General features: G+C 47.3%; 16 protein-coding genes. All 16 read right to left on the bottom strand.

Annotated features, from left to right (window positions below; translation table 11 throughout):
• Nucleotides 1-5 precede the first annotated feature (5 nt).
• Complete coding sequence (argC, locus tag MHI45_RS15760; RefSeq protein WP_076109618.1) at nt 6-1,061, bottom strand: N-acetyl-gamma-glutamyl-phosphate reductase; 1,056 nt, start codon at nt 1,059-1,061, stop codon at nt 6-8.
• 185 nt (nt 1,062-1,246) lie between these two features.
• A complete protein-coding gene (locus tag MHI45_RS15765) occupies nt 1,247-2,131 on the bottom strand; it encodes a YitT family protein (RefSeq protein WP_076109619.1) in 885 nt (294 codons plus the stop codon).
• Between the two features lie 161 nt (nt 2,132-2,292).
• Nucleotides 2,293-3,406, bottom strand: a protein-coding gene (gene prfB / locus MHI45_RS15770; protein WP_144024261.1) for a peptide chain release factor 2 whose coding sequence is annotated in 2 segments (ribosomal slippage) — nt 2,293-3,333 and nt 3,335-3,406 — 1,113 coding nt in all. Because the reading frame shifts where the segments join, the coding sequence is not laid out codon by codon here.
• Between the two features lie 519 nt (nt 3,407-3,925).
• Nucleotides 3,926-6,433 carry a preprotein translocase subunit SecA gene (gene secA / locus MHI45_RS15775; protein ID WP_038597310.1) on the bottom strand — a complete coding sequence of 836 codons (2,508 nt, stop codon included), beginning with the start codon at nt 6,431-6,433 and terminating at the stop codon, nt 3,926-3,928.
• A gap of 356 nt (nt 6,434-6,789) precedes the next feature.
• Nucleotides 6,790-7,341, bottom strand: a complete 552-nt coding sequence (gene hpf, locus MHI45_RS15780; RefSeq protein WP_038597313.1) for a ribosome hibernation-promoting factor, HPF/YfiA family — start codon at nt 7,339-7,341, stop codon at nt 6,790-6,792.
• 179 nt (nt 7,342-7,520) lie between these two features.
• Nucleotides 7,521-8,978: an S-layer homology domain-containing protein gene (locus MHI45_RS15785; protein ID WP_076109622.1), complete on the bottom strand. Its 1,458-nt coding sequence runs from the start codon at nt 8,976-8,978 to the stop codon at nt 7,521-7,523.
• 331 nt (nt 8,979-9,309) lie between these two features.
• Complete coding sequence (locus MHI45_RS15790; protein ID WP_019915069.1) at nt 9,310-9,507, bottom strand: cold shock domain-containing protein; 198 nt, start codon at nt 9,505-9,507, stop codon at nt 9,310-9,312.
• 226 nt (nt 9,508-9,733) lie between these two features.
• A complete protein-coding gene (locus MHI45_RS15795) occupies nt 9,734-10,069 on the bottom strand; it encodes a flagellar protein FliT (RefSeq protein ID WP_076109623.1) in 336 nt (111 codons plus the stop codon).
• Nucleotides 10,062-10,475 carry a flagellar export chaperone FliS gene (gene fliS, locus MHI45_RS15800; protein ID WP_076109624.1) on the bottom strand — a complete coding sequence of 138 codons (414 nt, stop codon included), beginning with the start codon at nt 10,473-10,475 and terminating at the stop codon, nt 10,062-10,064. The genes MHI45_RS15795 and fliS overlap by 8 nt, the downstream gene beginning before the upstream one ends.
• Nucleotides 10,476-10,494: 19 nt before the next feature.
• Nucleotides 10,495-12,447 carry a flagellar filament capping protein FliD gene (fliD, locus tag MHI45_RS15805; RefSeq protein ID WP_076109625.1) on the bottom strand — a complete coding sequence of 651 codons (1,953 nt, stop codon included), beginning with the start codon at nt 12,445-12,447 and terminating at the stop codon, nt 10,495-10,497.
• A gap of 17 nt (nt 12,448-12,464) precedes the next feature.
• Complete coding sequence (locus tag MHI45_RS15810) at nt 12,465-12,860, bottom strand: flagellar protein FlaG (RefSeq protein ID WP_076109626.1); 396 nt, start codon at nt 12,858-12,860, stop codon at nt 12,465-12,467.
• A gap of 139 nt (nt 12,861-12,999) precedes the next feature.
• On the bottom strand, nt 13,000-14,748 hold the full coding sequence (locus MHI45_RS15815) for a flagellin N-terminal helical domain-containing protein (RefSeq protein ID WP_076109627.1): 1,749 nt from the start codon (nt 14,746-14,748) through the stop codon (nt 13,000-13,002).
• A 230-nt stretch (nt 14,749-14,978) separates the two neighbouring features.
• A complete protein-coding gene (gene csrA / locus MHI45_RS15820; protein ID WP_076109628.1) occupies nt 14,979-15,221 on the bottom strand; it encodes a carbon storage regulator CsrA in 243 nt (80 codons plus the stop codon).
• A 1-nt stretch (nt 15,222) separates the two neighbouring features.
• On the bottom strand, nt 15,223-15,669 hold the full coding sequence (locus MHI45_RS15825) for a flagellar assembly protein FliW (protein ID WP_076109629.1): 447 nt from the start codon (nt 15,667-15,669) through the stop codon (nt 15,223-15,225).
• Between the two features lie 116 nt (nt 15,670-15,785).
• Nucleotides 15,786-16,349 carry a DUF6470 family protein gene (locus MHI45_RS15830; RefSeq protein WP_076109630.1) on the bottom strand — a complete coding sequence of 188 codons (564 nt, stop codon included), beginning with the start codon at nt 16,347-16,349 and terminating at the stop codon, nt 15,786-15,788.
• Nucleotides 16,350-16,367: 18 nt separating this feature from the next.
• Nucleotides 16,368-17,285 (bottom strand): flagellar hook-associated protein FlgL, encoded by a 918-nt coding sequence (flgL, locus tag MHI45_RS15835; protein WP_076109631.1) that lies wholly within the window; start codon nt 17,283-17,285, stop codon nt 16,368-16,370.
• Nucleotides 17,286-17,291 lie beyond the last annotated feature (6 nt).

Below are 17,291 nucleotides of genomic sequence, written 5' to 3' on the forward strand. Positions count from 1 at the left end.
GAACCTTACGGATACACAGGCGTGTAGCCAAGGCCACGGGTTTCCTCCCATCCCATCATCAAATTCAGGTTCTGAATCGCTTGCCCTGCTGCGCCTTTAACGATGTTGTCAATCACGGACACTATGGTAACCCGGCCTGTACGGGCATCTGTGGCAAACCCGATATCGCAGTAGTTGGAGCCGCTGACTTCTTTCGTCGCCGGAACAACGCCAGCCCCGCGGACGCGGACAAACGGTCTGCCTTCATAATACTCACGGTATAATTCCACAAAATCCTGCTCGCTATAATTTCCGTTCATCCCGGCATACATCGTACTCATGATCCCCCGGTTCATTGGAACCAAATGCGTGGTGAACGTTACGGTTACCTTCTCTCCGGCAATCTCCGTGAGCACCTGCTCAATTTCGGGAATATGCTGGTGTTTGTTGATTTTATAGGCTTTGAGGTTCTCATTGATCTCGGCAAAATGGACCATCAGACTCGTTCCGCGCCCTGCCCCGGAAACTCCCGATTTTGCATCAATAATGATACTGTCATGCTTAATCCAGCCTGCCTTCAGCGCCGGAATCAGCCCCAGCAGTGTTGCCGTAGGATAACAGCCCGGATTAGAGATAAAATCCACGCCGGCGGCACGTTCCCCGAATACCTCACATAAGCCGTAGACCGCCTGCTCCAGGTAAGCTTGAGGGGGAGCCGGATGCTTATACCACTGTTCATACTCCGCACCGTCTTTTAGCCGGAAGTCACCCGATAAATCGACGACCTTCAGTCCTGCCTCCAGCAATTGCGGCACCAGCTTCGCACTGACTCCCGACGGCGTAGCCGTGAACACGACATCCGCCCTTCCGGCGATCTCTGCCGGGTCTACACCATCCAGATTGCGCTGGATAATTCCCGTTAAGTGGGGGAATCCATTCTCAATGGGCTCGCCCGCACTCGATGAGGAGATCACTGACGTAACCTCTATATCAGGGTGGTTCTGCAGCAGCCTAATCAGCTCCACGCCTCCATAACCCGTTGATCCGACAATTGCCGCTCTCAGCTTGCCTTCCACTGTCATCCCCACTTCCTGCTTCATGAATTGAATGAATACCGTCCAGCAAATATGTATTATTATACGTCCGAATTAATATAAATACAACACGTTGCGTCAACTTTATTCCAAGCATTTTTAGATTTCCACCGCAGCCCGTGACCCGATATCTAAGAAAAAAGAGAAGCTTTGAGCTTCCCCTAAGGAAAAATCTATGCTTCTCTTTTAAAGCCTTCGCCCAATACTTCATGAGCCTCCGTTATAATGACAAACGCCCCCGGATCGACCGAGCGGACAATGGCCTTCAGCCTTGTAATCTCGTTCTGTCCGACAACTGCCATGAGAACCGTACGATTGTCGCCAGTATATCCGCCCTCAGCCTTCAGCTTAGTCAGACCACGGTCCAGGTCGTTTAAGATCGCCTGCGATATCTCTTCCGTCTGGTCTGAAATAATATACGCAACCTTGGTCGTACTAAAGCCTACCTCAAGCGCGTTGATTACTTTGCCTGTAACGAACAGCCCGATCAATGCGTACATCGCCTGCTCCATCCCCAGTACAAAAGCAGCCAGCGTAATGACCGTACCGTCCAGCAGCACAACGGAGAGTGAGAAGCTGAACCCGGTGATCTTCTGGATAATCTGCGCCAGAATGGTCAAACCACCTGTCGAACCGCGCCCGCGGAAAACCAGACCCAGACCCAGACCCACGCCGATACCACCATAGATGGAAGCCAGCAGCGGGTTTGTTGTAGGAACAGGCCCATCTTTGGTCAGGAAAATAAACAGCGGCAGCACAAAGCTCCCCAGCAAGGAGCGGATTCCATATTGCTTGCCGAGAAAGATGATCCCCAGCACAAACAGCGGGATATTCAGCGCCCACTGCGTAAATGCCGGCTCCGCATGAAACCAGGCTTCGGCAAGTACGGACAATCCCGAAACCCCGCCGGATGCAATCTGGTTCGGCAAGAAAAACAGATTAAAAGCAAGCGCGGTAATCAGCGACCCGACCAGGATGAGCACAATATCTACGGTATGGCGCAGCGGCCCGTTCAGCGGGATCAACGGGGGCTTGTTGCGTGAATTGATTTTTTGCATGTATGCCTTTTCTCCTTAAGATGTGATCTTGCTTATATATCGCCACCAAGTCAAGTTGTTGTTCCAGAGCATTTCAACTACTTTGCGGGAATTACAGGCATTTCATTCTTACATCACAAAAATTCCTACACCTCCGAAGACGCGTAGGAATACAGTTCCGCTTATTCAACCTCTGTTTTGATTTGGCTCCGCAAGTACCCGTCAATGAACAGATCCAAATCGCCGTCCATGACCGCTCCGACATTTCCGGTTTCCACGGAAGTGCGGTGATCCTTTACCATGCTATAGGGATGGAATACATAAGAGCGAATCTGGCTTCCCCAGGCAATTTCAGATTGCTCGCCGCGGATCTCATCCAGATGCTGCTGTTGTTCCTGCAGTTTGCGCTCATACAGCTTGGAACGGAGCATTTTCATTGCCTGTTCCCGGTTTTTGATCTGCGAGCGCTCGTTCTGGCAGGTTACCACTACACCTGTCGGCAAGTGGGTAATCCGCACGGCAGAGTCGGTTGTATTGATATGCTGACCGCCTGCGCCGCTGGCCCGGTACGTATCGATCTTCAGATCCTCTGTACGGATCTCCACCTCTACGTCATCGGATATTTCTGGAACGACATCGCAGGAGACAAAAGAAGTATGGCGTCTTCCGGAAGAGTCGAACGGAGAGATGCGCACCAGCCGGTGGACCCCTTTTTCAGTCTTTAAATAGCCATAGGCATTAAAACCCTTGATCAGCAGCGTAACACTCTTAATCCCCGCTTCATCACCCGGCAGATAATCGAGCACCTCTACTTTAAATCCGTTCTTTTCCGCCCACCGCGTATACATCCGCAGCAGCATCTGTCCCCAATCCTGGGATTCCGTTCCGCCAGCACCCGGGTGCAGCTCCAGAATTGCATTCAGCTTGTCATACGGCTGGTTCAGCAACAGCTGAAGCTCGAACTCATCGACTTTACTGCCAACACTGCGGATAGTTCCGGCAATCTCTGCTGCCAGGGCGTCGTCGCCTTCTTCATCGGCAAGCTCAGCCATCATTGCGGCATCTTCATAATCCTGCTGCAGCTTCTCATACTGATCCACGCTGGACTTTACCGCGTTCATCTCGCCGATCACACCTTGCGCTTTCTCGGGATCATCCCAAAATCCGGGAGCAGCCATTTTCTCCTCAAAGTTTGCGATCATCTCCTGCTTCAGATCTAAGTCAAAGAGACCCCCTAAGGTTGGTTAGTTTCTTGCCTATTTCACGCAGGTCTTGTTTCACGTTAGCATCGATCATATGGTTCACTTCACCTTTCAAAAATAAGTGTTTGCGCCGGGCGGCTGATTGGACTTAGGCATTTCTGGAGTCCAACGCGCTTCGCTGGCGGAATTGTTCTTCAGAACAAAGCGTATTATTCGGTGATGCCCGTAACTGCGGGGAATGTTTGGACTTCCGGCCGCTGTTGTCTTCAGATTTCTTGATTTTATCCGCTATTGGCGGTAGAAATCCGAAGACAAAGGCGGACGCTAGCGCTCCTACAGTTCCAAACTTCCCCTCCGTTACTCTCACCTTCATGGTTAAGTTCTCAAGAACAGTTCCTTCTGCTCCGCTTCATGTCACCAAAAGATCCCAAAGTCCAAAAAAGCGGCCGGGCCGCAAAACGGGGGGAGTCCCCCGGGCCCAGCCGCTTTTTATTGTCATTATAACCTTTGAAGCAATGGACAAGACCTAAAGCGCGAAGCATTAAAATGCACTCGCCACTTCGTACTTGCTCACTATTTTAACAGAATCATAAAATCAAGTACTAACTATGTCTTACGCGTTCTGTCCGTGGCAGTTCTTGTACTTTTTGCCGCTTCCGCAAGGGCAAGGGTCGTTACGGCCAATCGCAGACTCCACATGCACCGGACGTTTCTCGGCAGGCTCAGCATTTGTGGAGATTTTGTCCTCTTCCACTACCGACTGGCGTTCCTGATTCGTCTCAATGTGCGCCTTCATAATGTAGGTCGCTACTTCCTCCTGAATGCTGGCGGTCATGGCATTGAACATTTCAAAGCCTTCGAATTGATATTCGCGAAGCGGATCGGTACCGCCGTAAGCACGCAGGTGAATCCCTTGACGAAGCTGATCCATCGCATCAATATGATCCATCCATTTGCTGTCTACGGAACGAAGTACGATAACCTTCTCGAATTCGCGTACCAGCTCGGCACCCAGACGTTCTTCACGGGCTGCATATTTCTCCAGCACACGGGTGAAGATGTACTCGATGATCTCTTCAACTTCCTTGCCCCAGAGATCGTCACGTGTCAAAACGCCTTCTTCCAACAGTTTGCTGTTTACATAATCAGCAACCTCTTGAAGCTCCCAGTTTTCCGGAATATCATCACTGCAGTGGGCGTTAACCACACGGTCAATGACAGGTTTGATCATTTCCACTACGATATCTTTAATGTTGTCAGACTCCAGAATTTCGCGGCGTTGTTTGTAGATAATCTCACGCTGCTGATTCATTACGTCATCATATTGCAATACAACCTTACGGATATCAAAGTTGTTGCCTTCTACCCGCTTCTGGGCAGATTCCACTGCACGGGTAATCATACGGCTCTCAATCGGCTGATCTTCTTCGAATCCGAGACGGTCCATCATATTCAGGACATTATCCGCTCCGAAGCGTTTCATCAGTTCATCGCCAAGCGACAGATAAAATTGAGTTGAGCCCGGGTCGCCTTGACGTCCCGCGCGTCCACGCAGCTGGTTATCAATCCGCCGGGATTCATGCCGCTCCGTACCAATAATATGCAGGCCACCAAGATCGGTCACACCTTCACCCAGTACAATATCCGTACCACGGCCAGCCATATTCGTAGCGATAGTTACTGTTCCCGGTTGTCCGGCATGAGAGATAATTTCTGCTTCCGCCTCGTGATGTTTGGCGTTCAGCACCTGGTGTCTAACACCCTTGCGTTTCAGCATTTCAGATACGCGTTCGGAATTCTCGATGGATACTGTACCTACCAGTACTGGCTGGTTCTTTTTATGGCGCTCTACAATCTCCGCTACTACAGCGTTGAATTTGCCATTTTCGCTCTTGTACACGACGTCTGGCATATCATCACGTTTGTTAGGTTTATTGGTCGGCACCTGGAGAACTTCCAGCCCGTAGATCTTCTTGAATTCCTCTTCTTCCGTCTTCGCAGTACCTGTCATACCACCCAGCTTGCGGTACATACGGAAGTAGTTCTGGAACGTAATTGTAGCGAGCGTCATGCTCTCATTCTGTACCTGAATCTCTTCCTTGGCTTCAATCGCTTGATGCAGCCCGTCACTATAACGGCGTCCGGCCATCAGACGGCCCGTGAATTCATCGACAATAACAACCTCTTCATCATTTACTACATAATCCACATCGCGGCGCATAATAGCATTGGCCTTGAGGGCTTGTACGATATGATGATTCAAGGTTACATGGGCATGGTCATATAGATTCTCAATGCCAAAAGCACGTTCTGCCGTAGCGACACCCTTCTCGGTCAAAGCCACGGACTTCACTTTAATATCAATCGTGTAGTCCTCTTCAGCAGTCAGCTTCTTCACGAAACGGTCTGCGGCGTAATACAACTCTGTCGATTTCTCAGCCTGTCCGGAAATAATAAGAGGGGTACGGGCTTCATCAATCAAGATGGAGTCAACCTCATCAATAATACAGAAGTATAGCGGGCGTTGTACCATTTGCTCCTTGTAGAGCACCATGTTGTCACGCAGGTAGTCGAAGCCGAATTCATTGTTCGTGCCATACGTAATATCGCAGGCATAAGCGCTTTGTTTATCAGCATGGTCCATACCGTTCAGGTTCACCCCGACGGTCAAGCCCAGGAAGTTATAGATTTGTGCCATTTGCGCACTGTCGCGCTGAGCGAGATAGTCATTTACAGTTACAACATGCACGCCTTTACCCAGCAATGCATTCAAATATACCGGCAGCGTTCCTACCAGTGTCTTACCTTCACCTGTCTTCATCTCGGAGATCCGGCCTTCATGCAGCGCCATTCCCCCAACCAGCTGTACGTCAAAATGCCGCATGCCCAGCGTCCGTTTGGAAGCTTCGCGTACGGTTGCAAAGGCCTCGGGAAGAATCTCTTCCAAGGTTTCGCCCTTCTCAATACGGGCGCGGAATTCTTCAGTCTTAGCTTTGAGCGCTTCATCCGAAAGCGCCACAAAATCCGGCTCCAGTCCATTAATTACTTCGACCGTCTTCATTAGACGTTTGACATCCCGTTCATTGGTGTCGCCGAATATTTTCTTTACAAGTCCTAGCATGGTTAACCCCTTTCATGCAACACAGATGGTGGAATCGAGCCCATCCCACAAAATTGAAAGGGCCATATATTATTTCGATTCCGCTGCTTCATAAATTGTAACAGTTTGTAAGAGATGCCGCAATACGAGCAGGCCGCAACCTTATTTTACAAAAAAAGTTCAGTCGCGTTTTAACTTCATATTTTCACTGAAATGCCGCTGTACCTTTGGAGGGCAATGTTGCCCTTTTTTCTGTCTCCGTTTATATACGCACAAGAGCCCTATTCGATTCACACGAATAGGGGCTCGGTTAATTTTCTACGTCAGACTGAGACGAATAACGCTGCCTCAGCTATTGCCTTCTTGATTTTCAGAATCTAGTTCTGTTCAATCAAGCCATACTTTCCATCATTTCGTTTGTAAACAACACTCACTTCAGAAGTGTCGATGTTGGAGAACACAAAGAAATTATGTCCAACCATGTTCATTTGCAGGATCGCTTCCTCGACATCCATAGGCTTCAAGGTAAACCGCTTGTTACGCACAACTTCCAAATCATCATAATCCTGTTCCTCTACGGCAACAGCACTAGGGGATCCTTCTACAAACAGCGTCTTCAGGCTTCCTTCCTGGCGGAACTTACGATTAAGTTTGGTCTTGTGCTTGCGGATTTGGCGTTCCAGCTTGTCCACAACAGCATCAATGGAAGCGTACATGTCATCACTGCGGTCTTCGGCACGAAGCGTCACACCTGCCAGTGGAATGGTTACCTCCACCGTATGAAGGCCGCGGACAACGCCAAGCGTCACATATCCTTCTGAGGTAGGGGGTGCATCGAAATACTTCTCAAGTCTGCTGAGCTTCTTATCAACATATTCTCTCAAAGCGTCGGTCACTTCAATTTGTTGACCTCGAATGCTGAATTGCATGGGCACTCCTCCTTTGTTTACATTTTCATTATACCAAATTGTCAGCGCTAAGTAAAAAACAAATCATGACAGCCTTTACATTTAGCTAACATAAGATGCTATGATTTCCCCGAAAATACACAATTGGCCCGGAAAGGGTTGTTTTTAATCACCCTCTTCCGGACCAAAGTCAGTTACTTCTACTTAGTATGAATGCGCAGAATCTCCACCGGTGACCATGTGTTTTCACTGCCGGTAATGAGATATACCTTGTAGCTGGTATTCGCAGTCAGGCCGGTAAGCCCCAGCGTCTGTCTTACTCCAGGAGCAGGGGCAGGACTGATTAAACCCGTCCAAGGAGCTGACAGCGCTATTCCTGCACTATCTTTTCCCTGGGCAATTTGAGCTGCACTCGGATCAGCTGCATTAGCCGGCAACACTACATATCTTACCGGTACATTAGTCCCACTTGCTTGCCCGTAGGTGACATACACATCTGCTGTAACCGTACCTATCTCCCCTGGTTTAACAGCAGTAATGGAAGTTGCACTGCTTGCAGCAGTGGTTAAACGCAGTGTCGATACTACTGACCAGTTTCCGTAAGAATCAGCAAGCGTTACATAGGCTGCATACTCAGTACCCGCCTGCAATCCATACACAGAGAAAGATACCGTTGTATTGCCCGTCGCTGCTGTCTTTCCGCTATTGACACCAGCTGTTCCGGCACTAGTCAGGCCGTCTCTAATCTGCAAAGCGCTCGGTGCCGATACAGTACTGCTGTAAGGTGCTACAACATAATAGACATCACCGGTCACTGAAGGTGTAAGATACACTTCTGCTGTAACAACACCAACATGTCCGTAGGTTACACCACTTACAGATGGAACAGTGATGCCACCACCACCACCATTGCCCCCTCCACCACCGCTGCCTCCGCCTGTACCGCTAGTTGGAATTGGTGTTGGTGCAGGTGTTGCCGAAGGTGCAGGTGTCGCGGTTGGCGCTGTTGTTGGCGTAGGGGTAGGTGTTACAGTTCCACCAGAGCCACCCGGCCGGTTAGCTACCGAATTTCCGATGATGGTAACCGCTTCGGCTCTTGTCAGCGATTTCTTAGGACCGAAGGTTCCGTCTGTGTACCCGTTGATAATCTTCTTATTGGCTACCGCAGCAACGGATCCCCGTGCCCACACAGAAATCTGGGCACTATCCTTGAATGCAAGTGTAGTGCTGCCTGTGTTCAGACTAAGTAATCTGGCAGTAATTGCCGCTGCTTCCTGTCTTGTCAGCGGGCTTAAAGGGCGAAAGGTTTTGTCGCTAAAACCGGCGATATATCCGGCTTTTACAGCTTTCGCTACTTCATTGTAAGCCCAGTTGGATTTTTGAAGATCCTTGAAGCTGATAGCCGCCGTATCCGTAAATCCAAAGAGACGGTTTACAAAAGCAACGTATTCGCCCCGGGTAATCACCTTATTGGGCTTAACCGTACCATCAGGGTATCCACCCAAATATCCATTGTCCAGCCAGTTCTGCAGTTGGCTTTGTGCCCAGTGTCCCTTAATATCCTTTGGCACAGAAGCGGCAGAAACACTGCCCAGAGCCCCGAACAACATGCTAACTCCAAGTAGTACGGTCATAAATCCACGCCATGTTTTCTTCATTCAGCTGTTCATCCTCCTGAGTGTTTGATGGGCATAGGCTTCACTCATCGCTTCTTCCACATCCTCCCGGAAGCATACGCCATAGTTGTGTATGTCGAGGCACATTGAGAGCCCAACGTCTTACATTACCCTCTACAAGGGTGAATCTAACAAAAAATTGGTAAAATGTTGGGAACTGTTGATTTAACCTACGCTCATTCTTTCTTATTTTGCTACTCTGTTAATTACCTGAACAACAAAAAAGGACCCCGGGAGTAATCCCAAGGTCCGCGCTAGCGTAGTCTCAATTGCTAACCATCTACCATATATGTAGGTCGGCTTCGCCGGATGATTATAATTTGATGACGTTAGCTGCTTGTGGTCCGCGTGCGCCTTCTACGATATCAAACTCTACGGATTGTCCTTCATCCAAAGTCTTGAAACCGTCAGTTTGAATCGCGGAGAAGTGTACAAATACGTCGCCACCATCGGCAGTTTCGATGAAGCCATAACCTTTTTCTGCGTTAAACCATTTAACTTTACCTTCCATTGATTAAACATTCCCTTCGTCATCAGATGAACGTGAGTCTTGCTCACAAGTCGACTATACCACCGCTGCTTCTTTATTGTCAATTGGAATAGTAAATGTTTTCTTTCAATAAATTACCATCCCTAAATTTAATATAAAGTCGTCAACCTTGTGATATTTTTCATCAAAAAAGGAGCAGACGCTATTTAATACCCGCCTGCTCCTGAGATGAATCATCAGGAAATTATTATTTTTTCCGGTCCATTAAAAAGCTGTCTGGGGTGTATCCGGCCTCGTAGGCATTGCGCTGTGCTTTAGCCTGGTTCCGTTTCTGAAGCCAGTCTTGAGCTTCCAGGCGGAGGACGTTCATGCGGGCAGTGATATCTGGATCGTGATGCAGGATTCGTTCGATTTCGACCTTTTGCGACTCTCGTGCAGGATTAGACGAAAGCTGGCGAGTCATGTCGTCTATCAGTTGCTGACGCTCCTCCACAAAAACTTCAAGTTCCTCATAATCAGCATCGTTCAGCCGCTCCAGGATGTCTTTCGTCAACAGCTGCAGTTGCGCAATCAGCTCATCCATGCGCGCTTTCCGTCGGTAACGGCGCCTGGCCGCCCTGGCCAGCCGCAATTTTGGAGGCCTGCAGCCAGGTCTCCCGCAGTTCGGTTAAGTAGCCTACCGCTTCCTCAGCTTTCACTGCATCCTTGCGGATATTCGCTTCTACGAGCAGGAAACTCGTATACTCGTAGAGTGAATATAGTCCTTCAGACACCTCGTAGCTACGATCAAGCGTACTCATCAGCTCACTGACGATAGTTTGCGCCTTCCCGAGATTAATATTGGTTTTTTCAAGATCGTTCTGTTTCAGACCGTCCAGCCCTGCCCGGATGAAGCGGATGGCCCCGTCATAGAGCATGATCACCAGTTGGGCAGGTGTAGACGTCTGAACGGAAGACTGGCGGTATTTATCGTATGGAGAATTAATCAATGATCTCACCCTTTAACTGTTATGATGATAGACCCATGCTGGATAGCAGACTGGAAGACTGGGATTGCATCTTACTCATTGCCGTTTCCATCGCAGTGAACTGCTTGTAGTAGCGATTCTCCGTATTTGCCAGGTTTCTCTGCATGAGAAGAATTCGACTATTGTACCCCTTCATCGTCTTACCCATTACACTTTGTTCTTTAAAGGTGCTGGATAGGTCCATTGAGTTTTTGTTTGTTCCTGCGCGTTCAGCAATATTGCTAAGTGCAGCACTTATCTTATCTGCCATCTTATCAAAAATACCGTCATTTACAGCATTTCCCGGACCCTGGAACAGGTCAAGAGCAAGCTGAGGATTTGCACTGATGGCAGCCTTCAGCTTCGTTTCGTTCTCAATCACCAACATGCCGTCTGAGGCATAATTCCCTGTGGTAATCCCAAGCGTACTAAGCGGACCCAGCTTCTCCGTTATAACTCCACGCATTTGGGATAGGACATTTTTTATAATGTCATTATTCTTTAGAAGACCACTTTGTGCCTTCTCTGTCCAGGTCTTAATATCTGCTTCTTTTAATTCCTTCTTCTGCTCATCCGTCAGTGGCCTGAAATCACGATATTTAACTTCATCAATTTTGGAATTCAGCGTTTTGATCAAGCTGTTGTAGTCTTCTATAAAGCCTTTAATGGACTCTATAGCTTTATCCGGGTCAGATTGGGTTATAATTTTGATCGTATTGTCACCTGTTATTGGAGGTGGAGCGGTTGGATTTGCAGGATCAACAGGACCTCTTATAACCGTTTCCTTCAGCAGCGTCAGTTGGACGCCATTAATTGTGAAAACATTGTCGTTCGTATCTTTAATGAGTTCACCATTAATAGAAACGATGGCGTTCTGTCCATTCTTAACATTGTAATCACTGGGACTCCCTACAGCAGGCTTTACACCTTTGAACAACTGCAGCAGCTCGAAGGAATCACCCCCTAGCTTTACTTCGCTTCCAGAGTCCGCAGTCAGCTTCAATTTGCCACCGGTAAATTCTGCCTGTACTTTAGTTGTACCTGACTTCGCGTTAATCTCAGCTACAACATCATTAATAGATTTGGTTCCGTCAAAGGAGAAGGATTCACCATTGACGCTGAATTTGTATTTCAACTTCTCGGCATCTGCCTCGATTGTCGTATCCAGCAGATTTTGGAGGTGGGCCAATGTTTTGGTACCATCGCTGGTTCCGGCCCCAATGGTCTCTACTTCCGTAACAGTTCTCTTGGTGAATAAAGCCAATAAGGTACTTCCGTTCCCTACCTTTACATCCCTTGTTGCTTTGTATCCAGAAGCTGGATTAGGATCTCCACTGGTCTTAGAGGCAATACTTAATTTCCCTGTAATCTCATCATAGCTTGCAATAGCATTGGCAGTCGGGTGCGAATTAATGGTTGCCACCATCGTTGATATAGAAGTAAGACCATTGAACAGGGATTTGCCATCCTTGTCCTTAAATTCCACCCCATTAATGGCAACATCAAAACCCTTCTTCAGATACTCAGTTCGGGCATCCTCTGAAAGACTAAATAAATCAACACCATCGAGCGTAGCCAGCGAAGTAGAACTTGATACCCCTTGTCCTAATCCTGTATTCATCTGCAGCGTTGTCCGGGCAGCCAACTGACTAACACTTACCTCCATGTTAATGCCATTGGCGGAAGCCAGAGCCTCTGCTTTTACGGCATCTGTATTTCCAGTAGTAATTGCCTTATTCGCATTTAGAGCCGCATTCCCGCCATATTTCACAATCAATTTATTTTGCCGGAAATCGTAGAGTTTACTGTTCAGCTCCCGGTAGCTTTCCCGCGTCCACTGCAGGATCTGTTTATCTTGGGTAAGCTTATCTAGGGGCACCCGTTTGGCGGCCATCATACTCTTGACCATGCTATCAATGTCCATGCCTGAGAAACCATTTACACGTGTTACCAAGTTGACACCTCCAAAGGTTATATTTTTTCGTCTACAAGAATACCTGCAATTTCCATCATACTAGCTACAAGGTCTAAAGTCTTCTCTGGGGGAACTTCGCGTATTAATTCACCGGTATCTTTGTTAAGCACCTTCACCATAATATCATGTGTCTTCTCATGGATGCTGATCTCCAGCGTGGTCTGGGGTCCTTGCAGAGATTGAACGGCCCGTTCAATGGTGCGGATCAACTGTTCCTCAGCAACGGTTACATTCACGCCCTGCTTTTCTTTCAAGCTCATCTCCTTGGTATTACGGATCGCAGAGACTTGATTTACGGGTGATACCGGTCCACCGCCCGATGCTGTTGTTGATTCGGCTCTACCCTGTCCGCTTGTTGTAGAACTAGCAGTAAGTGAAAACTGTACATTCATTAACCCCGACCTCCACTATACACTTTAATACTTTATATATCGGTTAGTTTCAGGGATAATTTAGGATTTTGTTCAAGTCAAGTAAAAAAAGAAAAAAGGCCCCGGGTTTCCCCGGGGCCTAGCGTGAAGCGCGTAAATCTTAACGAAGCAATTGCAGAACGCCTTGCGGCTGTTGGTTAGCTTGCGCCAACATAGCTTGTGCAGCCTGAGCAAGGATGTTGTTCTTAGTTTGTTGCATCATTTCTTTAGCCATGTCAACGTCACGTACACGGGATTCAGCAGCAGTCAGGTTCTCGGAAGCTGTTCCCAAGTTGTTGATGGTGTGTTCCAAACGGTTTTGAACGGCACCCAGTTTAGAACGTTCGCTGGATACGAATGCAGTTGCTTTGTCCAGAACTGCGATAGCAGCAGATGCGCCTTCTTTAGTAGCAATGTTCAGAGCAGCTTCGCCTTTAACATCATTAGTTCCGTTAGTTACTGTGTTGCTAGTAGTGAAACCAACATCGCCAGCTTTACCTGTGATACCAAGAGCGTTTGAGCGAACGTCTTTGATCGACAGGCTCATGGATTGACCTTTGTTAGCACCGATTTGGAAAGAAGTTTCGAAGTCTTTTTGAACTCCACCGTTGGTAACTTTAATGCCGTTACCAGCTTCGCCTTTTGCATCAGTTGCAGTAATAGTTAGGGCTCCGGCGGTATTAGTCAGCTTAACTCCGTCCAGCTTATCACCAAGTGTATCTACGATAGCTTTCGCAACAGCAGTTGCATCTGCTGCACCACTGATATTTACGCCAAGCGCTTTACCAGTATAAGCACCTTTAGTAGCATCATAGAACTCAATTTGTTGATCATTAATTGTTAGTCCTGTTCCTACAAGCTTAGCCTGTTCAGCTGCGTTTCCGGCAGCGAATGTAATAACGCCTGTAGCTTGAGTATACGAGGTAACCCCTACATCATCAGCACCTGCGGTAGCAACAGCAGCAAGAGTACCAGTCGTTGCGGCAATATTCCCCTTAGAACCGTACAGTGCTCCACCATTGTCCTTAGATACTGCTTTTACTACAACCGAATTAGCTGTCGCTCCACTAGATGTAAAATTACCCTTTAAAGTTTCATTTGCATCAATTACTGATTGCAAAGCTTTTGCAATATCCAATGCTGCGTTAGTACCAGTATTGTTACCAGGAGTAGTTCCATCAAGTGTAATAGTCGCCGAATTAGAAGTCACATCAAATACTTGACGGTCACCATCCGCGCCAGTTTTACCATTTGCTCCAGCAGCAGCGAATTTAATAGTGATTTCTTGTCCATTCAAAGTGAACTTAACATCTTGTCCAGCTACCGCTGCTGTTCCAGCAGTAAGAGCCAATGTTTGTGTAGCTTCAGTATTTACAGTTGCACCTACAGTCCCAGCACCAGTACCTAATAGAGTATCTGTAAATGCGCCCGTTCCCTTTAAAGATGCTTTTCCATCACCTTGCAGCAATTTCTGAGTATTGAACTCAGTAGTGTTACCGATACGGTTGATTTCGGAAGTCAATTGGTTCATTTCGTCTTGCAGAGCTTGACGATCGGAATCAGTGTTTGTTCCGTTAGCGGATTGGTTAGCGATTTCGCGTTGACGTTGAAGGATGGAGTGAGTTTCGTTCAATGCACCTTCAGCGGTTTGAATCAACGAGATACCATCTTGAGCATTACGGGAAGCTTGATCTAAGCCGCGGATTTGACCGCGCATTTTTTCGGAGATTGCCAAACCGGCAGCATCGTCACCGGCACGGTTGATGCGAAGACCGGAAGACAATTTCTCGATATTTTTGTTAGTGTTAGCAGTGTTAATGGACAGTTGGCGGTGAGTATTCAACGCCGGGATATTGTGGTTAATAATCATTTGATATTTCCTCCCTGAAATTAAGTTAGTTCCACATCCATGTGGTAAACGCCGAACCATTAAGGTCGGCCGCCCTGCCGGATCAGCGTCTAATACATATATCGTCTGCATGTCCCCAACTGTTTAGAGTTTTTTAAAGTTTTTTTATTTTCTTTTAATTTTCTTCTCCAATCGACAAAAAAACCCGAGCAGCTTATTGCTGCTCAGGTTGGTTAAACAGTCCCGAATATTTAATTATTGGCATTTGAGCCGCGCAGCCGATCAATCAGCGCATTCAAATCAGACTGCTGAGGAGCAACGGATTCACGGTTCGACTCCTGGATGGAGAGATAGACTTCTTTGCGGAAAATATCAACATGTTTCGGTGCAGAGATCCCCACTTTAACTGTATCCCCATCCACACTTAGGATGGTCAGTTCAATCTGGTCCTGTATCACGATGGACTCCCCTTTTCTGCGGGACAGTACAAGCATGTTATCCACCATCCTTTCCGTCTATAGCCGACTGTTCCTGCAGCAAGCTATGCTTCGTATGATAAGGGGCCTTGTGCAAAACAATCTGTTTGCCGGATAGGCCTGTAGGATTGAGTACAACGGGAGCGAGTAGATTAATCGTTGATTGATCTAATTGCTCTTTTAATGTAATAATGCAGCGGACAACGACATCTTTGCCAATCCCTAACTCTTCAGCTTCATCATCTGGCAACTCAAATTCAAAGGTGGGGTAAAAGACAAATGGATCACCTAATAAGAAAGATAGACCTATGTTTTTTACAGACTGTAGTACCCAAAACGGAGTTTCAGCCATCGGTATCAGAGCAAAATCAGTCTCCTCATCGAAGCCGGGCAATCCTTTAGAGAAATGATAGATCTGTTCTTCGTCTATTTCTAGTTTACCCCAAGATAGCGTTTCAATAATCAAGTTGTTCACTCCTTAAAAGTTCTGCAATGCAAAACTATTCCTTAGGCATAATATAATATTATTAGAAAAGTACAAAAGCTATAGAGGTGCTCTAGGCACATCTATAGCTTAACAAGCTACAATTGAACATTCACTTCGGGTGGAATAAACTGAATCGATGCATACTGCTGCATGTAAATATTCAGCTTGCCGCGAGTATATTCAGTTTCCGGACGATGTCTCTCGACTTGAATATCAACCTCTGCTGCCCGAAAGCTAATTTGAGGAGCTCTCGTCTCAAAATGGATATCCACGTTATCATAGGAGGCAGGGCCACAAGGCTCAGGGAAGGAATTCGGCTCGGTATCCATGCCATATACTTCAGCTATTGTATTACCAGGCTTAAAAAACTCAGCCATCCTTGTTCCTTGCTCCATTCTGCGGGCAATCGCTTGAAGATACAACTGCTGAATCCCGGAATAGATACGTTTGTTCATATCCAATACACTGCCTCCGTTATAGGCGGCGTGTGCCCTCGTCTGATCAATGGTTAACTCCGGCCTGGAAGATTGAACCGTCAACTCGCCTGGCGTAGTCGTTACGTTTACCTCTGCTTTGGGCTGTGACATAGAAAATGTTCCGGGATCAGCATCAATACCAATTATTGCCGGTGTCTGTCGAATTTGCAGAATGGACTGCATAAGCGAGCTTCACCTCCGTTATCTGATAAAGTCCACGAGTGTGGTAGATATAATCTTAGCACCTACCGACAAAGAGGCATTGTAGATATTCTCTTGAATTTTGGACTTCATAATAAGCTCCTCGTAATCAGCATCTTCCGTCTTCGCTTGCAGATCTGTCAGATTGATGTTGAGATCGCTAAGCCTATCCTGCATTAGTTCCACACGATTAGTCTTCGCACCAATCTCTGCGCGGGCAGATAAGATGGTTTCAACCCGTGTATCGATATTGTCCAGTTGACCTGATATGGCTTTTAAATCACCTTTTTCCAAGGCAGCAGAAATGCTATTAATAATTGAGAATAGATTATCAGAATCCCCAGTATGACCAAATACATCATTACCAGTCATATTAATAGGCATCTGCACACCCTCACCCACAATATACTGAATTTGTCCAGAATCTGTAGTGACCGGCATGGAAGTGTCATAGGACCCATCTGTCCCTTTGGCAAAATCATATGGCTTAGTATCATATTTCTCACCATTAAAGATGTATTTGCCGTTGAGCTTGCTGTTGGAGATATCCACGAGTTGTTCTTTGAGCTGCAAGACCTCTTCGTTGATGCTATCCAACGCCGATTGGGGATTGCTTCCTGTCGATGCCTTCACGGTAAGCTCCCGCAGACGCTGCACAACATCTCCTGCCTGGCCCAGCACAGTATCATTATAGTCCAGCCAAGAGAGAGCACCGTCTACGTTCCTGGTATATTGTTCATTTGACGAAAGCTCCGCACGGTAGCGCAAAGAATATGTAATTCCTACAGGGTCGTCGGAGGGCTTGTTGATCTTCCGCCCGCTGGCCAGCTGCAGCTGTGTATCGTTCATTGTACGCGCATTGCGGTTCAAGTTAAGCAGCAGCTGTGAATTCATCATATTGGAGGTTACCCTCAACATATGCTC

It is taken from the genome of Paenibacillus sp. FSL H3-0321 (genome assembly GCF_038002865.1).
Classification (GTDB): Bacteria; Bacillota; Bacilli; order Paenibacillales; family Paenibacillaceae; genus Paenibacillus_AQ.